Raw genomic sequence first — 17042 nt, forward strand, 5'->3', positions numbered from 1 at the left:
GGGCAGGGCGACGACAATAGCGCCCGTGTCATCCCAGCCCTCTTCCCCCCTTGCCAGCGAGGCCGCCAACACCGCTGGCGCCCTCGCCCCCCATGCTGTCTCGCGCCTGCGCGCCGAGCGGCTGCAGCGCAGCACCCGCCCTTTTCTGGCCCGAGGCGGCCCCAAGGGGGAGCGCTGCGAGGGCTGCCGGCTGCGCCCCAGCCACTGCCTTTGCGCGCTGCGGCCCACGCAGGCCACCACGGCGGGCGTATGCCTGCTGATGCACGATGCCGAGCCACTCAAGCCCAGCAACACCGGCTGGCTGATTGCCGATGTGGTGGCCGAGACCTGGGCCTTTGGCTGGTCACGCACAGAGAGGGATGCTGGGCTGGAAGCGCTGCTGGCCGATCCGCAATGGCAGCCCTATGTGGTCTTTCCTCAGGAGTTTGTGCATGAGCCCGGCCGCGCCGTGCAGCAGCTGCCCGCGCCATCCCCGCCAGAGGGAGGCCGCAGGCCGCTGTTTATCCTGCTCGATGCCACCTGGCCCGAGGCACGCAAGATGTTCCGCAAGAGCCCCTATCTGGACCGCTTTCCAGTGCTCAGCCTGCACCCCGAGCAGATCTCGCGCTACCAGCTGCGGCGCTCGCGCCGCGATGACCATTTCTGCACCGCCGAGGTCGCAGCCCTCTGCCTGGATCTGGCCGGCGACCAGCGCGCGGCGCAGACCCTGGAAACCTACCTGGACATCTACACCCACCACTACCTGCAGGCCAAGCACCAGCTGCCGCCCGACTGGCGCAGCGCCGCGCACCAGCAGCTCCTGCGGCTGCAAAACCCTCTGTGACAGCACTGTCACTGTCGTATATCCATAGCTAATCTGGTTGCTGTGGCAGCCAACACCCCGCGTCAACCCTGACAGGGTTAACCAAGAAGTTCTGCGGCACAGTCAAACGCCAGGTTTGCCGGAATTCTCCTACGTATGCGCCTTTCCAGCGAGAGCAGTGCGTACCGGGCCCTGCCGGGACGATTGCATGGCCGCCAAAAAATTAGATCGTTTTTCAGAACAATCTATTCCGATTTAGGCTATTTATCGGAAGCGGGGCGGTGCATACACTAACTACATCGATCAACGAGAACCACACAAGGTGCACCGCACCACCCGTTGAGCGAACCAGCCCCTCATGGTGAGTCGCTGGAGTTCTCCAGGAGTTAAAAATGAACGCACGTATTTTCTCGATCGCCGGTGTAGCTGCTCTGATGTTGGGTGCCGGTGTTGCCCAGGCCAATCCCTTTGAAGGCGACCAGTCGATTGCTCCCCATGTTGCCGCCACCAGCGCCGTGAGCCGCGCCGATGTGCAAGCGCAATTTGTCGAAGCCCAAAAGAACGGCACCCTGTTGTTCAAGGGCGACCAGCTGCAAGCCAATGCCTTTGAAAAGGGCAGCAGCAACCTCTCCCGCGCCGAAGTGGTGAAAGCCGCCCACGACGCACGCGTTGCCGGCACCCTGCCCGAAGGCGAAAGCTTCGGCGAATAAGCCCGGGCAGACGCGCTGACGCTCTGAGAGTGGGCCGCAGGCCACTCTCGCAGCGCTCCCCCAAAAATTTCGAATCAACCTATTTTTTGGACGCCGCCGCTCTTACCGCGCAAATCAGTGATTTGCCAGCAGCGCGGGTCCGTGGAGAGAAACCATGTTTGCACGCAATATGTCCGCTTTGATGATGGCCGCTGGTCTGGTGTTTGCCGGTGCTGCCAGCGCCGCTACCACCGCCCCCGTGGGCAATGGCTCGGACTACCCCGCCTACCCTGCTGCCCACAGCACCCTGACCCGCGCCGACGTGCAGGCCCAGGTGAGCGAAGCCCAGCGCAATGGCTCGATGGCCGTGATCGGTGACCGCATCAACACCTTGGGTGCAGAAAGCCGCACATCCAGCCTCAGCCGTGCCCAAGTGCAGCAGCAGGCCCATGAAGCCCTGGTCGCCGGCACCCTGCCTGAAGGCGAATCCTTCGGCGAATAAGCGAAGCAAACCGCTCTGCAAGTCAGACGCTGGCAGGGCGGTCAGATTCCAGGCCTTCGCGATTGGGCGAGGCTTGAGAGACATTACAGCGGGTATGCCCGCCACACAACGAAAACGCATTTAGTGCGTAGCCCGGCCAGACCTTGTCCCATTGCGTCTGGGCCGTGCTCTTGGTAGCCACTGCCGGTTCGCCGGCAGTGGTCTTTTTACGTCTCAATCCAATGCAAAACCAGTTTCGGTGATCTGCAGCTGGCCGTTCTCGCCCTTCTGCAACCAGCCTTGCTCACAGGCATAGTCCATGGCAGGCTGCTGCTCTGCAGCGCTGACGCCATTGCGCTTCAGCACATTGCCAAGGGCATCGGCATCCAAACCATCGCCCGCGCGCAGCAGTTCCTCATTCACCATCAGGTAGAGCAGGTGCTTGGCGTTCTTGCGTGTTGCTTCGGTATCGGTCATCCGTTTCTTCCTCCATCAGCATAAAAAAACCGCAACTCGGTTGCGGCTCGGGCTTGGGGCATTTACTGGGCTTTTTTCATCCAGTCCGACAGCTCATCGGCATGCTCTTGCTCCTGCTCCAGGATCTGCTCGATCAGGCGGCGCGTGGTGTGGTCCTTGTCGCCAATCAAGTCGACCATCTGCGTGTAGGCCTCGATGGCGACGCGCTCGGCCACCAGGTTGGAGCGGATCATCGCATGCAGGTCCATGTCGTCGTTGTAGTCGGCATGGCTGCGGCCGCTCAGGCTGTCGGGATTGAAGTCGGGCTCACCGCCCAGCTGCACAATGCGCGTCGCAATGCGGTCGGCATGGGCCTGCTCTTCTTGGGCATGTACCAAGAACTCCTCTGCAATGGCGGGCGATTCCAGGCCGGTCGCGGTGAAGTGGTGGCGCTTGTAGCGCAGGATGCAGACCAGCTCGGTGGCCAGCGAATCGTTGAGCAGGCGGATGATGTCCTCGCGGTAGGGCGAGTCATTGGGCAGCACGGCGCCCTGGTCCAGGCTTTTCTTGGCGGCATCGAGACGCTTGGAGTCAAGCGCCAGCGGGGTGCGGGTTTTGTCTAGCATCGCGGCTTCCTTTGGTGGGTGGTTGTTGTAAACACTACCCCTCCAAGGTAAGCCCGCAGCAGCCCCGCGTCTGTGAGACAAGGGCTACTGTGCTTGCGCTAAAAGTTCAGAATCCTGCCCCGGGCTGGGCCAGGTAGTCCAGCTCTTGCGGCGTGCTGCTGCGGCCCAGAATGGCATTGCGGTGCGGAAAACGGCCAAAGCGGCTGATGACCGCCTGGTGGCGCAGCGCGTAGTCCCAGGTGCCTTGCAGATAGGTCTGCAGCTCGGCGGGCGCCGGGTGGCTGTCGCGCAAGCGGGCGGCCAGATCAACGCTGCGCTGCTGCAGGGCTGCATCCTCGGCATGCTCCAGCGGCAGATAGACAAACACCCGCACCACTGCCGGCAGCGCTTGGTCCTGGCCACTGTCGCACAGGCCCAGCGCCAGCTGCAGCGCCAGCGGGTCACCAGCAAAGGATTCGGGCGTGCCCCGGTAGATATTGCGTGTGAACTGGTCGAGCACGATGATGCGGGCCAGCGTATCCCAGACACCGTCGGTCCAGCCAGGCAAGTCAGCTGTTAGCGCTGCCTGCACCGTGGCGCCAAATTGCGCGCGAATGCGCGCATCGAAGGCATCGGACTTGCTGAACCATTGCTGCTTGTGCTGCAGCGCCTCGCTGCTGGAGGGGCGGGCGCTACCCAGCCAGAATTGCAGCACCTCGTCGGCAGAGGCGATGGGCGCGGGTGCAGGCGCGGACGCAGGCGCGGGTGCGGAAGCTGAAGTCATGGCGAAGCCTGTATCTATCAAAGCCCGTTTTTACCATGCAGCCGCAGCATGCAGAAACACCAAAGCCGGGCAAGGCCCGGCTTTGGTGGGGGATGACCGCCGTTTATGCGGTGCGTGAGCCTGCAGGCTGCTGCACCGGCTTGCTGCTGGAGCGGTCGCGCAGGCCCAGCGCCCAGCGCTCGATGGTGTAGAAGGACAGCGCGGCAAACGCAGCCGAGATCGGCAGGCCCAGGATCACCACCCACTGCCAGTCGGTATGGGCGCGCAGCAGGCGCACAACCGGGTAGTGCCAGAGGTAGATACCGTAGGACATCTTGCCCACCCAGACCAGGGCCGGCAGGCTCAGCATGTCGAACAGCACACCCTTTTGCTTGCTCACCGCAACGATGATGGCGGCAGCGACCAGCTCCACCAGCGCAAAGCCCCAGAGCAGCGCACCGGCGTCGTCCCACTCGTAGCCAATCACGGCAAAGGGCAGCACCGGCAGCAGCCACAGCAGGTATTTCTGGCGCGCATGCAGCGCATCCATCCACTCGGGGCGGTGCACGGCCACAGCGGCCAGCGCGCTACCCAGCAGCATGCCGGTGGCACGGGTGTCAAAGCGGAAGAAGATTTCGTAGAAGTGCTGGCCCTGGGCCACCCAGTAGGCGCGCCAGACAAACATCAGCGCCACCAGCAGCAGCACCGGGCGCCACAGCTGCTTGCGCGCGGTATGCGCCAGCAGCAGCACCAAGAGCGGCGGCCAGACCAGGTAGAAATGCTCCTCCACCGACAGCGACCACATATGCAGCAAGGTGTCCGGGCTGTCAAAGAAGGCGATGCCGTAGTCGGCCAGGTACAGCGCCGAGACGACAACATCCTGGTTCACATCATCGAGGCCAGGCCAGATCAGCGGCGCAAACAGCCAGTAGGCGGCCAGGAACAGCAGCAAGGCCGGGGCCAGGCGCAAAAAGCGGCGCTTGTAGAAGCGCCAGAAGTCCAAGCGGCCCGATTGCTGGTGTTCCTTCAGCAGCAGCGAGGTGATCAAAAAGCCGCTGAGCACAAAGAACAGGTCCACACCAAAGAAGGCGCCATCGAACATCGGCGCATGGGCGTGGGACAGGAACACCAGGACGATTGCCACTGCGCGCATACCATCGAGCGCAGGGTTGTATTTCATACGGAATCCAGACAAAACCAAAGATCTCCATCTAACCGCAACAGGGCCTCAGCCGTTGTTGCGCTCCCAGACTTGGTGTCATTTGTTGCGCTGTTTTGGTGCAGGCCCGGAGGCTGACCAACCAGCGCTTGCTGGGAATTAAACATCTGTGCTTAACGCGCCAAGTGGCACGAAAGCTGACCCATCGGGCTTTGCGGTCCCCGCATTGCCGCTGGTCTCCAGGGCATGCAGGGAATACCAACCATGCGCCAGGGCGCGACGATTGAGAACCCGAGCCTATCGATTAAGTTCCGGCGTGGATGCATTATTTTGTGACCAATGCAGCCTAAATGCATGCATCTTGCAGTCAGCATGCAGCGCACCTGCCATCAGACACAGCAAGCCCGCTCCTCGCCGTCCATCCCCTCTGCCTTGCCTGGCCCGCTGGGTCTGTGCCCGGGGCCCCTTGCCTGCTCCGCACCATGTGCAAAGCCTGCATGGCGATGATCGCCTGCAGGCCCCCAAGCGCTGTGTAGGAAAAGACGAAAGGCGCCCGTCAGCACCCGGGCGCGAATTGTGCCAGCTCGCCAGGCACTGCGCCCGCAAAGGGCTTGGGCAGGCTGACAAAAAATAACATTGCCAAGCAGGATCGGCGGGGCGCCCAGCAGAAACAGCGCCCCCTGCTGCCAGGGTGACAGCTTGCGTGCTAACCCCCATGCCAGCGCGCGCCGCTTTGCGTACGCTCTGGCTACGCTTTTTCTTTTGCCATGACCACCTCTGCCCCCTCCCCCCAGCCCCAGATCGAGCACTACGCGCAATGGCTCAGCCAGCAGCATGGCCTGCACTTTGACGACTACGAGGCCATGCATGCCTGGTCGGTCGAGCACCTGGCTGCATTTTGGCGCAGCATCTGGGACTACTACCAGCTTGAATCGCCTACGCCAATCACCGAGGTGCTGAGCGCCGATGCCATGCCGAATGCGCGTTGGTTCAGCGGCGCCCAGGTCAGCCTGCCGCGCCAGCTGCTGCGCCATACGGCAGCGGCCCATCAGGCCGGGGTGCCGGCGATCGTCAGCGACAACGAACTCGGCCAGGTGCGCGAGATGGCCTGGCCCGAGCTGCAGCGCCAGGTGGCCTCGGTGGCGGTAGCACTGCGCAGCCTGGGCATTGGCCGGGGCGACCGCGTGGCCGCCTATATGCCCAATATCCCCGAGACGGTGGTCGCCATGCTGGCCTGCGTCAGCCTGGGCGCGATCTGGAGCGTCTGCGCCCCCGACATGGGCGTGGCTGCCGTGGTGGACCGCTTCAAGCAGATCGAGCCCAAGGCCTTGATCGCCGTCGATGGCGTCTACTACGGCGGCAAGCCGCTGGACCGCAGTGCGGTGGTGCAGGCCTTGCTCGCCGAGCTGCCCACGGTGCAGCACTGCATCCGCGTGCAAAGCCCCTATGCCGCCGCGCCGGTAGGCAGCCACAGTTGGGACTGGGCCACCACTGGCCAGGACGCGCAGGCCGTGACGGCCTTCGAGCCCGAATGGCTGCCGTTTGACCACCCGATCTGGATCGTCTACTCCAGCGGCACCACGGGGCTGCCCAAGCCCATCGTGCATGGCACCGGCGGCATCCTGCTGGCCCTGCATGTGGCGGGCCTGCACAACGACCTGGGCGCCAGCTACAGCGACAGCCATGCCGGCGAGCGCTTTCTCTGGTACAGCTCCACCGGCTGGGTGATGTGGAACATCCAGGTCAGCGGCCTGCTGTTTGGCACGACGATCACGATCTTCGACGGCCACCCGGCCGGCAGCAGCAGCCAGCCCGACTGGGGCGTGCTCTGGCGTTTTGCCGCGCGCCACCACACCAGCATCTTTGGTGCGGGTGCCGCCTATTTCAGCAATTGCATGAAAGCCGGGCTCGACGTGGGTGCCATCCCTGGCCTGCAGCAGGTGCGCACCTTGGGCAGCACTGGCTCGCCGCTCGCGCCCGAGGTGCAGCGCTGGGGCAGTGCCCAGTTGCAGGCAGCCGGCGCCGGCGAGGTGTTCTGGTGCAATATCTCGGGCGGCACCGATTTTTGTGGCGCCTTTATCGGCGGCAACCGCAGCCTGCCCCAGGCGCCCGGCCGCATGCAATGCCGCTGGCTGGGCCATGCGGTGGAGGCTTGGAACGAGCAAGGCCAGGCCGTGCGCGACGAGGTTGGCGAGCTGGTCTGCACCCGGCCGATTCCGTCGATGCCGCTGTACTTCTGGAACGACACGGGCAAGCAGCGCTACCTGGACAGCTATTTCGACCACTGGCCCGGCATCTGGCGCCATGGCGACTGGATCCAGATCAACAGCGACGGCAGCTGCGTGATCTATGGCCGCAGCGACGCCACCATCAACCGCCAGGGCCTGCGCATGGGCACCAGCGAGATCTACAACGCCATCGAGGCGCTGCCCGAGGTGCAGGATTCGATGGTCATCGACCTGGAGTACCTGGGCCGCAACAGCTATATGCCGCTGTTTGTGGTGCTGCGCGATGGCCTGGTGCTGGATGCCGCCATCCAGGGCCGCATTGAGCAGGCGATACGCACCGCCCTGTCGCCCCGCTTTATCCCCGACACCATCGCGCAGGTGGCCGAGGTGCCGCGCACCTTGACCGGCAAAAAGCTCGAGTTGCCGATCAAGAAACTGCTGCTGGGCCAGCCCGCCGACAAGGTGCTGAACCCGCAGACCATGGCCAACCCTGGCTGCCTGCCCTGGTACGAGGCATTTGCGGCTCAGCATCTGGCGCGGCTCAGCCAGCCGGCCGCTGGCTGAAAGCCCTGCGCTGCAGCGATGGAAGGACAGTGCGATAATGGAAAGCTATCGAGATGCAGCGGCTGGGCACCCCAGCCTCGGCGCCTGAGCCCCAGGGCCCGCGCCACAGCGCCTTCTCGCCTCCGACCCTCCTCCTGAAGACACACAGGCCACCCGCCTGCGTGTCTGCAACGTGTATGCCTTCATCCATTTCCCTGCGCCTGGTGTTTATCCTGGGCCTGCTATCCGCCATTGGTCCTTTTGCCATTGACATGTACCTGCCGGCCCTGCCGCAGATTGGCGCCAGCCTGCAAGCGCCCGTCGGGGCCGTGCAAGCCAGCCTGACGGCCTTCTTCCTGGCGCTGGGCGTGGGCCAGCCGCTGTTTGGCACCCTGGCCGATATGTGGGGCCGCAAGAAGCCGCTCTACCTGGGCCTGGCCATTTTTGTGCTGGCCAGTGTCGGCTGCGCGCTGGCGCAGGACATCCACACGCTGGTGGTGCTGCGCTTTATCCAGGGCCTGGGTGCGGCAGCGGGCATGGCCATTCCGCGCGCGGTGGTGCGTGATCTGCACACCGGCCACGAGGCCGCGCGCATGATGTCGCTGCTGATGCTGGTCTTCAGCGTCTCGCCCATCCTCGCGCCGCTGGCCGGCAGCGGAGTGATTGCAGTTGGTGGCTGGCGCATGGTGTTCTGGGTGGTGGCAGTGGCCGCGCTGATCGGCATGGTGGCCATGGCGCGCGGCCTGCCCGAGACGCGCGCGTCCAACAACGGCGTGGACAGCAGCCTGGGCGGTGTGCTCCAGGCCTATGGTCTGCTGCTGCGCGACTGGCACTACCTGGGCCTGGTGTTTATCGGCGCCTGTGCAATGGCGGGCTTTTTCGTCTACCTGGCCGGCTCGCCCTTTGTGCTGATCAACCACTACGGCCTCAGCACCACGCAATACAGCATGGCCTTTGCGTTCAATGCGATTGCCTTTATCGGCGCGGCGCAGTTCACCGGCATGCTGGGCAAGCGCTTTGGCCTGGTGCCCGTCGTCAAGCTGGCCGCTAGCGCCAGCGGCGTGGTGATGTGCTGCCTGCTGGCCTACTACCTGGTGGGCGGTGACCAGCTCGCCGTGCTGATTGGCCTGTACTTTGTCGCCAGCGGCCTGATGGGCCTGGTGATTCCCACCACCTCGGTGCTGGCGCTGGAGGCGCATGGCCAGATTGCCGGCACGGCCTCGGCCTTGCTGGGCACCTTGCAGATGCTCACCGGTGCGGTCGCCATGCAGATTGTGGGCCTGTTCTCCAGCGGCAAGCCGCTGCCGATGGTGGTGGGCATGGCCACCGGCGCGCTGTGCGGCGTGCTGCTGACCTGGATCACCCTGGGCGGCAAACGCGGCGCAAAGGTGTGACACCCGCCAACGACAACGCCCCGCAGCTGCGGGGCGTTTTTACTGGGGCGGATTACACCTTGGGCTGGCGGTAGGCCAGGCAGAGCTTGTTGCCGTCCGGGTCGCGCAGGTAGGCCAGGTACAGGGCCGCAGGGCCTTCGCCGCGCCAGCCCGGCGGGTCTTCACAGGCCACGCCGCCATGGGCCAGGCCCACGGCATGGGCCTGGTCGACCTGCTCGGTGCTGCTGGCGGCAAAACCGGTCGTGCTGCCATTGCCGATGCTCGCTGGCTCGCCATTGATGGGGGTGCTGACGCTGAAGGTGCCGCCATTGGCGCGCCAGAAATAGCGGTTCTTGTTGGCGGCGCCCGCGGGCACGCCCAGCGCGGCGAGGAAGGCGTCGTAGAACTGGCGCGATTTCTCCAGATCGCTGGTGCCGAGCATGATGTGGCTGAACATGGATGTCTCCTTGCAGATGGGTAAGGCGTTGGGGAAAGTTCGGGCAGCAGCCACTATAGCGGCGCTGGCGGGCGGCTGAATACGCGCGCTTGTCGCGCAGTATCCACCATCCGCCCCAGCGGTCTGCAGCCAGCACACAACAGTGCCTGGCCGTGCAAGTGCCAGTCCTTAGCCCCTGGCGCTGGTCACCTGTCGCCTGCCTGCCAATCACCGGACACGCACAGTCGCTATAGTCGCCCCGAGTCTGCTGGCATGCGTTGCGCGCGCCGGGTCCAGGCACCATCCAAACATGAATTTACAAAATATCCTCGGCCCGCAGGCCGCCTCGCACCTGCGTTTGATGGGCATGGCCTTGCTTTGGGGCGCGTCCTGGCCCAGCGGGCGCATGGTGGCCCAGCACATGCCGCCACTGGCAGCGTCGGGCCTGCGTTTTGTGCTGGCCGCCGTGGTGCTGCTGGTCTGGCTGTATGCGGCAGGCGGCATGGCCGGGCTCAGGCACTGGTCGCCCAAGCGCTGGCTGGGCATGGCAGCCGCTGCAGCCACAGGAGTGTTTGGCTACGCGGCCTGCTTTTTGAGCGGCCTGCAGTACCTGCCCGCCAGCAAGGCGGCGCTGGTCATCACGCTCAACCCGGTACTGACCTTGCTGCTGGCCGCCTGGATCTTTCGGGAACACATCAACCGCACGATTGCCTTGGGCATGGCGCTGGCGGCGCTGGGTGCGGTGCTGGTCATCTCGCATGGTGACCCGGCCCAGCTGCTGGCCGGCGGCCTGGGCCGGGGCGAGCTGCTGATCCTGGGCTGCGTGGCCTGCTGGGTCAGCTACACCTTGCTGGGGCGCGCCATTCTGGCCGGGGTCGATGCGCTGTCCACCACCGCTGTCACCGCCACCATCGGCGCCGTCATGCTGCTGGCCGCCAGCCTGGTGGTCGAAGGGCCGCAGGGCATGGCCCAGGCCTTCGATGCGGGCCTGCCCGCCTGGGGCGCGCTGCTGTTCCTGGCCTGGGGCTCTACCGCGCTGGCTTACGCCTGGTATTTCGATGGCGTCAAGGCGCTGGGCGCTGGCGCGGCATCGGGCTATATCACCTTGGTGCCGGTGATTGGCGTGGCCTGCTCGGCGCTGTGGCTGGGCGAGCAGATCGATGCACCCATGCTCGCCGGTGGCGCGATGGCGCTGGCGGGCACCGCGGTGATGAACTGGGGCCGGCGCACGCCGCGTGCTGCGGTGGCCGCAGCAGCAGCGCGCTAAAGGCCCCGCTCGCCTCAGACCGCCAGCGGGTTCTCATCCAGCTGCGGCGGCAGCTCTGCCCAGGGCTCATTCATGAACTGCTGGGCGGCATAGTCCATGAAGGCCTGCACGCGCGCGGGCCGGGTGCGCCCCGGGGGGGTGACGATGTTCAGCGACAGCACATCGGCCTCCCAGCCCGGCATGGCAGTCTGCAGGCTTCCATCGCGCAGCTCCTGCCACACCAGAAATGACGGCTGCAAGGCCAGCCCCATGCCAGCCAGCAGCGCGGGCTGCAGCGCCTCGGCATTGTTGACCTGCATCTGTATCGGCATCACCTGCGTGTACTCGCCGTGCCGCGCATGGCGAAAGCGCCAGCTGGTGCCATAGCGCGCCAGGCTGTACTGCAGGCCCTTGTGCTGAGCCAGATCACGTGGGTGTAAGGGGTTGCCATGGCGCTCGAAGTAGGCCGGCGACCCCACCAGCAAGATGCGCACCTTGCACAGGGTGCGCGCAATCAGGCTCGAATCGCTCAGGTTGGCAATGCGCAGCGCCAGGTCAAAGCGGTCGCGGATCAGGTCCACCTGCTCGTCGGCAAAGTGCAGGTTCAGCTCCACATCCGGGTGCATCTTCATGAACTTGGGCAGGATCGGCGACAGCCGCGCAATGCCAAACGACATCGGCGCGGCAATGCGGATCTGGCCGCGCAGGCTGGTGGAGCGGTCGGTGATGTCGGCCTCTACCGCCTCGCCCTCCTGCAGGATGCGCGTGGCCCGCTCCAGCGCGCTGCTGCCGGCATCGGTCAGCGCCATGCGGCGCGAGGTGCGGTGGAACAGGCTGGTCTTCATGCGGCCCTCCAGCCGCGTGATGGCCTTCGATACCGTCGCCTGCGACAGCGCCAGCTCGGCAGCGGTGCGCGCGAACGATCCGGTCTCGGCCACCTTGGCAAAAATGGCCCAGGCCTCCAGGTCAGGCAGCTTGCTCATGGCTTTATCGCTTTCTCGATCACATTAAATATGGAATGAATGCTTTTCTATATTTTCTATTTTAATCATATTCAAGGCGACCTACACTTTCTTCATCGACGACAAAACACCTGGAGAAAGACATGATTGAACGACGCAGCTTTGACAGCCTGGGCGGTGCCAACCACGGTTGGCTCGATGCCAAACACCACTTCTCTTTTGCCGACTACCGTGACGCCCAGCGCGTGAACTGGGGCGCTCTGCGGGTCTGGAACGATGACACCATCGCCCCGCAAACCGGCTTCCCACCGCACGGCCATGCCGACATGGAAATCATCACCTATGTCCGTGAAGGTGCCATCACCCACGAAGACAGCCTGGGCAACCGGGGCCGCACCGAAGCCGGTGATGTGCAGGTGATGAGCGCCGGCAGCGGCGTGCGCCACTCGGAATACAACCTGGAGTCCACGACGACCCGCATCTTCCAGATCTGGATCCTGCCCGACCGCCAAGGCGACAAGCCCAGCTGGGGCGCCAAGCCCTTCCCCAAGGGCGACCGCAGCGGCAAGTTCGTGACCCTGGCCAGCGGCATGGACGGTGATGGCGACGCGCTGCCCATCCGTGCCAATGCCCGGGTGCTGGGTGCCACGATCAAGGCCGGTGAAAGCCTGGACTACGGTTTTGAACATGCCGACCGCTATGGCTACCTGGTCCTTGCCAAGGGCAGTGCCTCGGTCAATGGTGTGGCGCTGTCCAGCCGCGATGGTGCTGCCATCCATGGCGAGACGACCATCCGCATCACCGCCACGGAAGACACCGAAATCGTGCTGGTGGATGCACCGGCCCTGAACTGAGCACCTGTAGATCCTTTGTAGACAACTTCCTTCCCGTTTCTAACTTTTCCAAGAGCACGCACCATGACCAACAAGCAATTTCTCGAAGTCCTGACCCCCGCCAACAGCCAGATGATCTTCATCGACCAGCAGCCCCAGATGGCCTTTGGCGTGCAGTCCATCGACCGCCAGACGCTGAAGAACAATGTGGTGGGCCTGGCCAAGGCGGCCCAGGTGTTTGGCGTACCGACGACGATCACCACGGTCGAGACCCACAGCTTCTCGGGCCACACCTACCCAGAGCTGCTGAATGTGTTCCCCAGCAACCCCATCCTGGAGCGCACGTCGATGAACTCCTGGGACGACCAGAATGTGCGTGATGCGCTGGCCGCCAACGTTGCCAAGGGCCACAAGAAGATCATCGTCTCGGGCCTGTGGACCGAAGTCTGCAACACCACCTTTGCTCTCAGCGCCATGCATGATGCCGGTTACGAGATCTACATGGTCGCCGATGCATCGGGCGGCACCTCGCTCGAAGCGCACAACCAGGCCATGCAGCGCATGGTGCAGGCCGGTGTGGTGCCCGTTACCTGGCAACAAGTGCTGCTGGAATGGCAGCGTGACTGGGCCAAGCGCGAGACCTATGACGCGGTGATGGACATCGTGCGCGAACACTCCGGTGCCTACGGCATGGGTGTGGACTATGCCTACACGATGGTGCACAAGGCGCCAGAGCGTGCACAGCACGGCAACACCATCGGCCCCAAGCCCGCTGTTTAACCGTTTTAGGGGGCAACGCCCCCGCCTACCGCCCACACCACCCACCACGCACGCCACCGCCATGACCACCTCCAGCCCCGACACCATTTTTCACAACGGCCGCTTCACCACCTTGAATAAGGCCCAACCCACGGCCAGCGCCGTTGCCATCCGCGATGGCAAGTTTGTCGCGGTGGGCAGTGATGCCGAGGTGCTGGCGCTGGCCACGAGCGGCACCCGCAAGGTCGACCTGCAGGGCCGCAGCGCGCTGCCGGGTCTGTTTGACAACCACACCCATGTGATTCGCGGCGGTCTGAACTTCAACATGGAGCTGCGCTGGGACGGGGTGCGGTCGCTGGCCGATGCGCTGGAGATGCTGCGCCAGCAGGTGGCAATCACCCCGGCACCGCAGTGGGTGCGCGTGGTGGGCGGTTTTACCGAGCACCAGTTTGTTGAAAAGCGCCTGCCGACCCTGGCCGAGATCAATGCGATTGCGCCGGACACCCCCGTGTTCTTGCTGCACCTGTATGACCGCGCCCTGCTCAACGCTGCTGCGCTGCGCGCCGTGGGCTACCACCGCGACACGCCCCAGCCACCGGGCGGCGAGATTGTGCGCGACAGCCAGGGCAACCCCCAGGGCCTGCTGCTGGCCAAGCCCAATGCGACCATCCTGTATTCCACCTTGGCCAAGGGCCCCAAGTTGCCCTTTGAGTACCAGGTCAACTCCACACGCCACTTCATGCGCGAGCTCAACCGCCTGGGCGTCACCGGTGTCATCGATGCCGGTGGTGGCTCGCAGAACTACCCCGATGACTACCAGGTCATCGAAGAGCTCAACCAGCAAGGCCAGATCACCGTGCGCCTGGCCTACAACCTGTTCACGCAAAAGCCCAAGGAAGAGAAGGACGACTTTCTGCAATGGACCCAGTCGGTCAAGTACAAGCAGGGCAACGACTACTTCCGCCACAACGGCGCTGGCGAGATGCTGGTGTACTCGGCGGCCGACTTTGAAGACTTTCGCCAGCCCCGCCCCGACATGCCGCCGCAGATGGAGACCGAGCTGGAAGATGTGGTGCGCGTGCTGGTCCAAAACAAGTGGCCCTGGCGCCTGCATGCCACCTATGACGAGACCATCAGCCGCGCGCTCGATGTCTTCGAAAAGGTGCACCAGGAAACCCCCATCGACGGCCTGAACTGGTTCTTTGACCATGCCGAAACCATCTCCGACCGCTCGATCGACCGCATCGCTGCGCTGGGTGGCGGCATTGCCGTGCAGCACCGCATGGCCTACCAGGGCGAGTACTTTGCCGAGCGCTATGGCCACAAGGCGATGGAAGCCACGCCGCCCGTCAAGAAGATGCTGGAAAAAGGCGTCAAGGTCTCCGCCGGTACCGACGCCACCCGCGTGGCCTCGTACAACCCCTGGGTGTCGCTGTCCTGGATGGTGACCGGCAAGACCGTCGGCGGCATGCAGATGTACCCCGAGCGCAACCTGCTCGACCGCGAAACCGCGCTGCGCATGTGGACCGAGAACGTGGCCTGGTTCTCCAACGAGGAAGGTGCGCGTGGCCGCATCCAGGTAGGCCAGTTTGCCGACCTGATCGTGCCGAACAAGGACTATTTCCAGGTGCCCGAGGATGAAATCTCCTTCCTTACCTCGGACCTGACCGTGGTCGGTGGCCGGGTGGTGTATGGCGCAGGCAGCTTTGCCCGCCATGACGACAACCCCCTGCCCCCTGCGATGCCCGACTGGTCGCCCGTGCGCCGCTTTGGTGGCTATGGCGCCTGGGGCGAGCCCGAAGGTGCTGGCAAAAACTCGCTGAACCCCGCCCGCTACCGCAGCCTGGCTGCTGGCTGCGGCTGCGGCAGCCACTGCGGCATGCACGGCCACCAGCATGCCGATGCCTGGGCCTCCAAGGTGCCGGCCTCCGACATGCAAGGCTTCTTTGGCGCACTGGGCTGCTCCTGCTGGATGTCCTGAGCGACCTGCCCCCCGTTTTTAAATTCTGCTGATCCGAGACCTGCCATGAACCACCCCCATCCCGACCATCCCCCGGCGCAGCCCGCGGCCCCGGCCCAGCCCGCCGGCGGCAGCTTTGCCCCTTTGCAGCAAAAACTGTTTGCCGTGCTGTGGATCGCCACCGTCGTTGGCAACACCGGCAGCTTTGTGCGCGATGTGGCCAGCGCCTGGCTGATGACCGACCTGTCGCCATCGCCAACGGCAGTCGCGCTGGTGCAGGCAGCAGCTTCGGCCCCGGCCTTTTTGCTGGCCATCCCGGCAGGCGTGCTGTCCGACATCCTGGACCGGCGCAAGTTTCTGATCGCCATCCAGGTGCTGCTGGCCTGCGTCAGCATTACCTTGATGACCCTGTCGGCGATGGGCATGCAGACGGTGGGCTCGCTCGTGGCACTGACCTTTCTGGGGGGCATTGGCGCCGCACTGATGGGCCCGACCTGGCAGGCCATCGTGCCCGAGCTGGTCGCCAAGCGGGACCTCAAATCAGCGGTAGCACTCAACTCGCTGGGCATCAATATTGCCCGCGCCATTGGCCCGGCTTTGGGTGGTGTGGTGCTGGCGGGCCTGGGTGCCTCGGTCACCTACGGGGTGGATGTGATCAGCTACGCCTTTGTGATTGCCGCACTGCTGTGGTGGCCGCGTCCCAAGGCCGAGCAAGACGACCTGAGCGAGCGCTTTGCAGGCGCCTTCCGTGCCGGCCTGCGCTATGCCCGCTCCAGCCGCGAGCTGCATGTGGTGCTGCTGCGTGCCTTCCTGTTCTTTGCACTGGCCAGCTCGGTCTGGGCGCTGCTCCCGTTGGTGGCCCGCCAGCTGCTGGGCGGTGGGGCCGGCTTCTACGGTGTGCTGCTGGGCGCCGTCGGTGTCGGCGCCATTGGCGGTGCCTTCCTGCTGCCCAAGCTGCGTAGTCGCCTGTCGTCCGATGGCCTGCTGCTGATGTCGGCCCTGGTCTCCGCTGCCGTGATGGCCTTCCTGGCGATATCGCCGCCCCAATGGGCTGCCGTGCTGGCACTGCTGCTGCTGGGCCAGTCCTGGATCACCGCGCTCACAACGCTCAACGGTGTAGCCCAGGCCATCTTGCCCAACTGGGTGCGGGGCCGTGCGCTGGCCGTCTACCTCACCGTGTTCAACGGCGCGATGACCTTCGGCAGCCTCAGCTGGGGCTTTACCGCCAAGGCGCTGGGTGTGCCCAGCACCTTGCTGGTGGGTGCTGCCGGCCTGGTCGTGATGGGCCTGATCGCCCACCGCATCAAGCTGCCCGAAGGCGAGGCCGACCTGGTGCCATCCAACCACTGGCCCGAGCCGCTGACCGCCCACGCTGTCGACAAGGACCGGGGCCCGGTGATGATCCAGATCCGCTACCACGTGGCCAAGGACAACCACGCGCCCTTCCTGAAAGCTCTCGCCCGCCTGTCTGCCGCCCGCCGCCGCGATGGCGCCTATGCCTGGGGCATCGTGCAGGACACCGCCTCCGAGGACCACTTCATGGAGTGGTTCCAGGTGGAATCCTGGGCCGAGCACCTGCGCCAGCACAAGCGGGTGACCCATAGCGATGCCGATGTGCAAAGCGAAGTGGCGCAGTACCACCAAGGCAGCGAACCCCCGGTGGTCCAGCATTTCCTGTCGGTGAACCACCCCGCCCAAGGCCATGCCTGATCGTTGAACCCCAGCACCCAGTCTGCCCAGCGGCAGC

The 17042-nt window shown here is 64.7% G+C and carries 16 protein-coding genes; 10 read left to right on the top strand and 6 right to left on the bottom strand.

Annotation, left to right across the window (positions count from 1 at the left end; genetic code table 11):
* The first annotated feature begins 25 nt into the window (after positions 1–25).
* From WH367_RS08865 to WH367_RS08875, 3 genes are all read left to right on the top strand, one after another.
* The gene (locus tag WH367_RS08865) at positions 26–823 is read left to right on the top strand and encodes a tRNA-uridine aminocarboxypropyltransferase (protein WP_339535556.1); all 798 of its coding nucleotides are present in this window, start codon (positions 26–28) and stop codon (positions 821–823) included.
* Positions 824–1194: 371 nt separating this feature from the next.
* Positions 1195–1512 carry a hypothetical protein gene (locus WH367_RS08870; protein WP_312990346.1) on the top strand — a complete coding sequence of 106 codons (318 nt, stop codon included), beginning with the start codon at positions 1195–1197 and terminating at the stop codon, positions 1510–1512.
* Between the two features lie 154 nt (positions 1513–1666).
* Positions 1667–1993, top strand: coding sequence for a DUF4148 domain-containing protein (locus tag WH367_RS08875; RefSeq protein ID WP_339535558.1), 327 nt, complete (start codon positions 1667–1669; stop codon positions 1991–1993).
* Positions 1994–2206: 213 nt separating this feature from the next.
* Here the strand turns inward: WH367_RS08875 and WH367_RS08880 are convergent, their stop codons facing one another.
* The 4 genes from WH367_RS08880 to WH367_RS08895 all read right to left on the bottom strand — a co-directional run bounded on the left by WH367_RS08880 (position 2207) and on the right by WH367_RS08895 (position 4976).
* Positions 2207–2449 (bottom strand): hypothetical protein, encoded by a 243-nt coding sequence (locus tag WH367_RS08880; RefSeq protein ID WP_021026511.1) that lies wholly within the window; start codon positions 2447–2449, stop codon positions 2207–2209.
* Positions 2450–2511: 62 nt separating this feature from the next.
* Positions 2512–3054 (bottom strand): ferritin-like domain-containing protein, encoded by a 543-nt coding sequence (locus WH367_RS08885; protein ID WP_021026510.1) that lies wholly within the window; start codon positions 3052–3054, stop codon positions 2512–2514.
* 106 nt (positions 3055–3160) lie between these two features.
* Complete coding sequence (locus WH367_RS08890; protein ID WP_339535560.1) at positions 3161–3817, bottom strand: DUF924 family protein; 657 nt, start codon at positions 3815–3817, stop codon at positions 3161–3163.
* A 103-nt stretch (positions 3818–3920) separates the two neighbouring features.
* Positions 3921–4976, bottom strand: a complete 1056-nt coding sequence (locus WH367_RS08895; RefSeq protein ID WP_021026508.1) for an acyltransferase family protein — start codon at positions 4974–4976, stop codon at positions 3921–3923.
* A 746-nt stretch (positions 4977–5722) separates the two neighbouring features.
* Between WH367_RS08895 and WH367_RS08900 the strand changes: the two genes are divergently transcribed.
* Together WH367_RS08900 and WH367_RS08905 are read left to right on the top strand one after the other, a co-directional pair.
* Positions 5723–7747, top strand: coding sequence for an acetoacetate--CoA ligase (locus WH367_RS08900; protein ID WP_339535562.1), 2025 nt, complete (start codon positions 5723–5725; stop codon positions 7745–7747).
* Between the two features lie 176 nt (positions 7748–7923).
* Positions 7924–9120 (top strand): multidrug effflux MFS transporter, encoded by a 1197-nt coding sequence (locus WH367_RS08905; RefSeq protein WP_339535564.1) that lies wholly within the window; start codon positions 7924–7926, stop codon positions 9118–9120.
* Positions 9121–9172: 52 nt separating this feature from the next.
* Here WH367_RS08905 and WH367_RS08910 read toward each other — a convergent pair whose 3' ends face one another.
* On the bottom strand, positions 9173–9556 hold the full coding sequence (locus WH367_RS08910; RefSeq protein ID WP_021026505.1) for a VOC family protein: 384 nt from the start codon (positions 9554–9556) through the stop codon (positions 9173–9175).
* A 289-nt stretch (positions 9557–9845) separates the two neighbouring features.
* On the opposite strand from WH367_RS08910, the gene WH367_RS08915 reads away from it, so the two are divergent.
* Positions 9846–10802 carry a DMT family transporter gene (locus WH367_RS08915; RefSeq protein ID WP_339535566.1) on the top strand — a complete coding sequence of 319 codons (957 nt, stop codon included), beginning with the start codon at positions 9846–9848 and terminating at the stop codon, positions 10800–10802.
* A 14-nt stretch (positions 10803–10816) separates the two neighbouring features.
* On the opposite strand, the gene WH367_RS08920 is transcribed toward WH367_RS08915, so the two are convergent.
* Positions 10817–11764 (bottom strand): LysR family transcriptional regulator, encoded by a 948-nt coding sequence (locus WH367_RS08920; protein WP_339535569.1) that lies wholly within the window; start codon positions 11762–11764, stop codon positions 10817–10819.
* Positions 11765–11886: 122 nt separating this feature from the next.
* Here WH367_RS08920 and WH367_RS08925 point away from each other — a divergent pair, with 122 nt between their 5' ends.
* From WH367_RS08925 to WH367_RS08940, 4 genes are all read left to right on the top strand, one after another.
* Complete coding sequence (locus WH367_RS08925) at positions 11887–12597, top strand: pirin family protein (RefSeq protein WP_021026503.1); 711 nt, start codon at positions 11887–11889, stop codon at positions 12595–12597.
* Between the two features lie 63 nt (positions 12598–12660).
* Positions 12661–13356 carry a hydrolase gene (locus WH367_RS08930; RefSeq protein WP_339515914.1) on the top strand — a complete coding sequence of 232 codons (696 nt, stop codon included), beginning with the start codon at positions 12661–12663 and terminating at the stop codon, positions 13354–13356.
* Between the two features lie 61 nt (positions 13357–13417).
* Entirely contained in the window at positions 13418–15316 is a 1899-nt protein-coding gene (locus WH367_RS08935; protein ID WP_021026501.1) for an amidohydrolase, read from the top strand.
* A gap of 45 nt (positions 15317–15361) precedes the next feature.
* Positions 15362–17005, top strand: a complete 1644-nt coding sequence (locus WH367_RS08940; protein WP_339515909.1) for an MFS transporter — start codon at positions 15362–15364, stop codon at positions 17003–17005.
* Positions 17006–17042 lie beyond the last annotated feature (37 nt).

Origin of the sequence: Comamonas sp. MYb21 (assembly GCF_037479395.1) — a bacterium.
Taxonomy (GTDB): domain Bacteria; phylum Pseudomonadota; class Gammaproteobacteria; order Burkholderiales; family Burkholderiaceae_C; genus Comamonas.

Excerpts from the sequence above, each read along its gene's own strand:
- WH367_RS08870 (WP_312990346.1), top strand. The coding sequence starts at position 1,195 with ATGAACGCACGTATTTTCTCGATCGCCGGTGTAGCTGCTCTGATGTTG.
- WH367_RS08875 (WP_339535558.1), top strand. The coding sequence starts at position 1,667 with ATGTTTGCACGCAATATGTCCGCTTTGATGATGGCCGCTGGTCTGGTG.
- WH367_RS08880 (WP_021026511.1), bottom strand. The coding sequence starts at position 2,449 with ATGACCGATACCGAAGCAACACGCAAGAACGCCAAGCACCTGCTCTAC.
- WH367_RS08885 (WP_021026510.1), bottom strand. The coding sequence starts at position 3,054 with ATGCTAGACAAAACCCGCACCCCGCTGGCGCTTGACTCCAAGCGTCTC.
- WH367_RS08890 (WP_339535560.1), bottom strand. The coding sequence starts at position 3,817 with ATGACTTCAGCTTCCGCACCCGCGCCTGCGTCCGCGCCTGCACCCGCG.
- WH367_RS08895 (WP_021026508.1), bottom strand. The coding sequence starts at position 4,976 with ATGAAATACAACCCTGCGCTCGATGGTATGCGCGCAGTGGCAATCGTC.
- WH367_RS08900 (WP_339535562.1), top strand. The coding sequence starts at position 5,723 with ATGACCACCTCTGCCCCCTCCCCCCAGCCCCAGATCGAGCACTACGCG.
- WH367_RS08905 (WP_339535564.1), top strand. The coding sequence starts at position 7,924 with ATGCCTTCATCCATTTCCCTGCGCCTGGTGTTTATCCTGGGCCTGCTA.
- WH367_RS08910 (WP_021026505.1), bottom strand. The coding sequence starts at position 9,556 with ATGTTCAGCCACATCATGCTCGGCACCAGCGATCTGGAGAAATCGCGC.
- WH367_RS08915 (WP_339535566.1), top strand. The coding sequence starts at position 9,846 with ATGAATTTACAAAATATCCTCGGCCCGCAGGCCGCCTCGCACCTGCGT.
- WH367_RS08920 (WP_339535569.1), bottom strand. The coding sequence starts at position 11,764 with ATGAGCAAGCTGCCTGACCTGGAGGCCTGGGCCATTTTTGCCAAGGTG.
- WH367_RS08925 (WP_021026503.1), top strand. The coding sequence starts at position 11,887 with ATGATTGAACGACGCAGCTTTGACAGCCTGGGCGGTGCCAACCACGGT.
- WH367_RS08930 (WP_339515914.1), top strand. The coding sequence starts at position 12,661 with ATGACCAACAAGCAATTTCTCGAAGTCCTGACCCCCGCCAACAGCCAG.
- WH367_RS08935 (WP_021026501.1), top strand. The coding sequence starts at position 13,418 with ATGACCACCTCCAGCCCCGACACCATTTTTCACAACGGCCGCTTCACC.
- WH367_RS08940 (WP_339515909.1), top strand. The coding sequence starts at position 15,362 with ATGAACCACCCCCATCCCGACCATCCCCCGGCGCAGCCCGCGGCCCCG.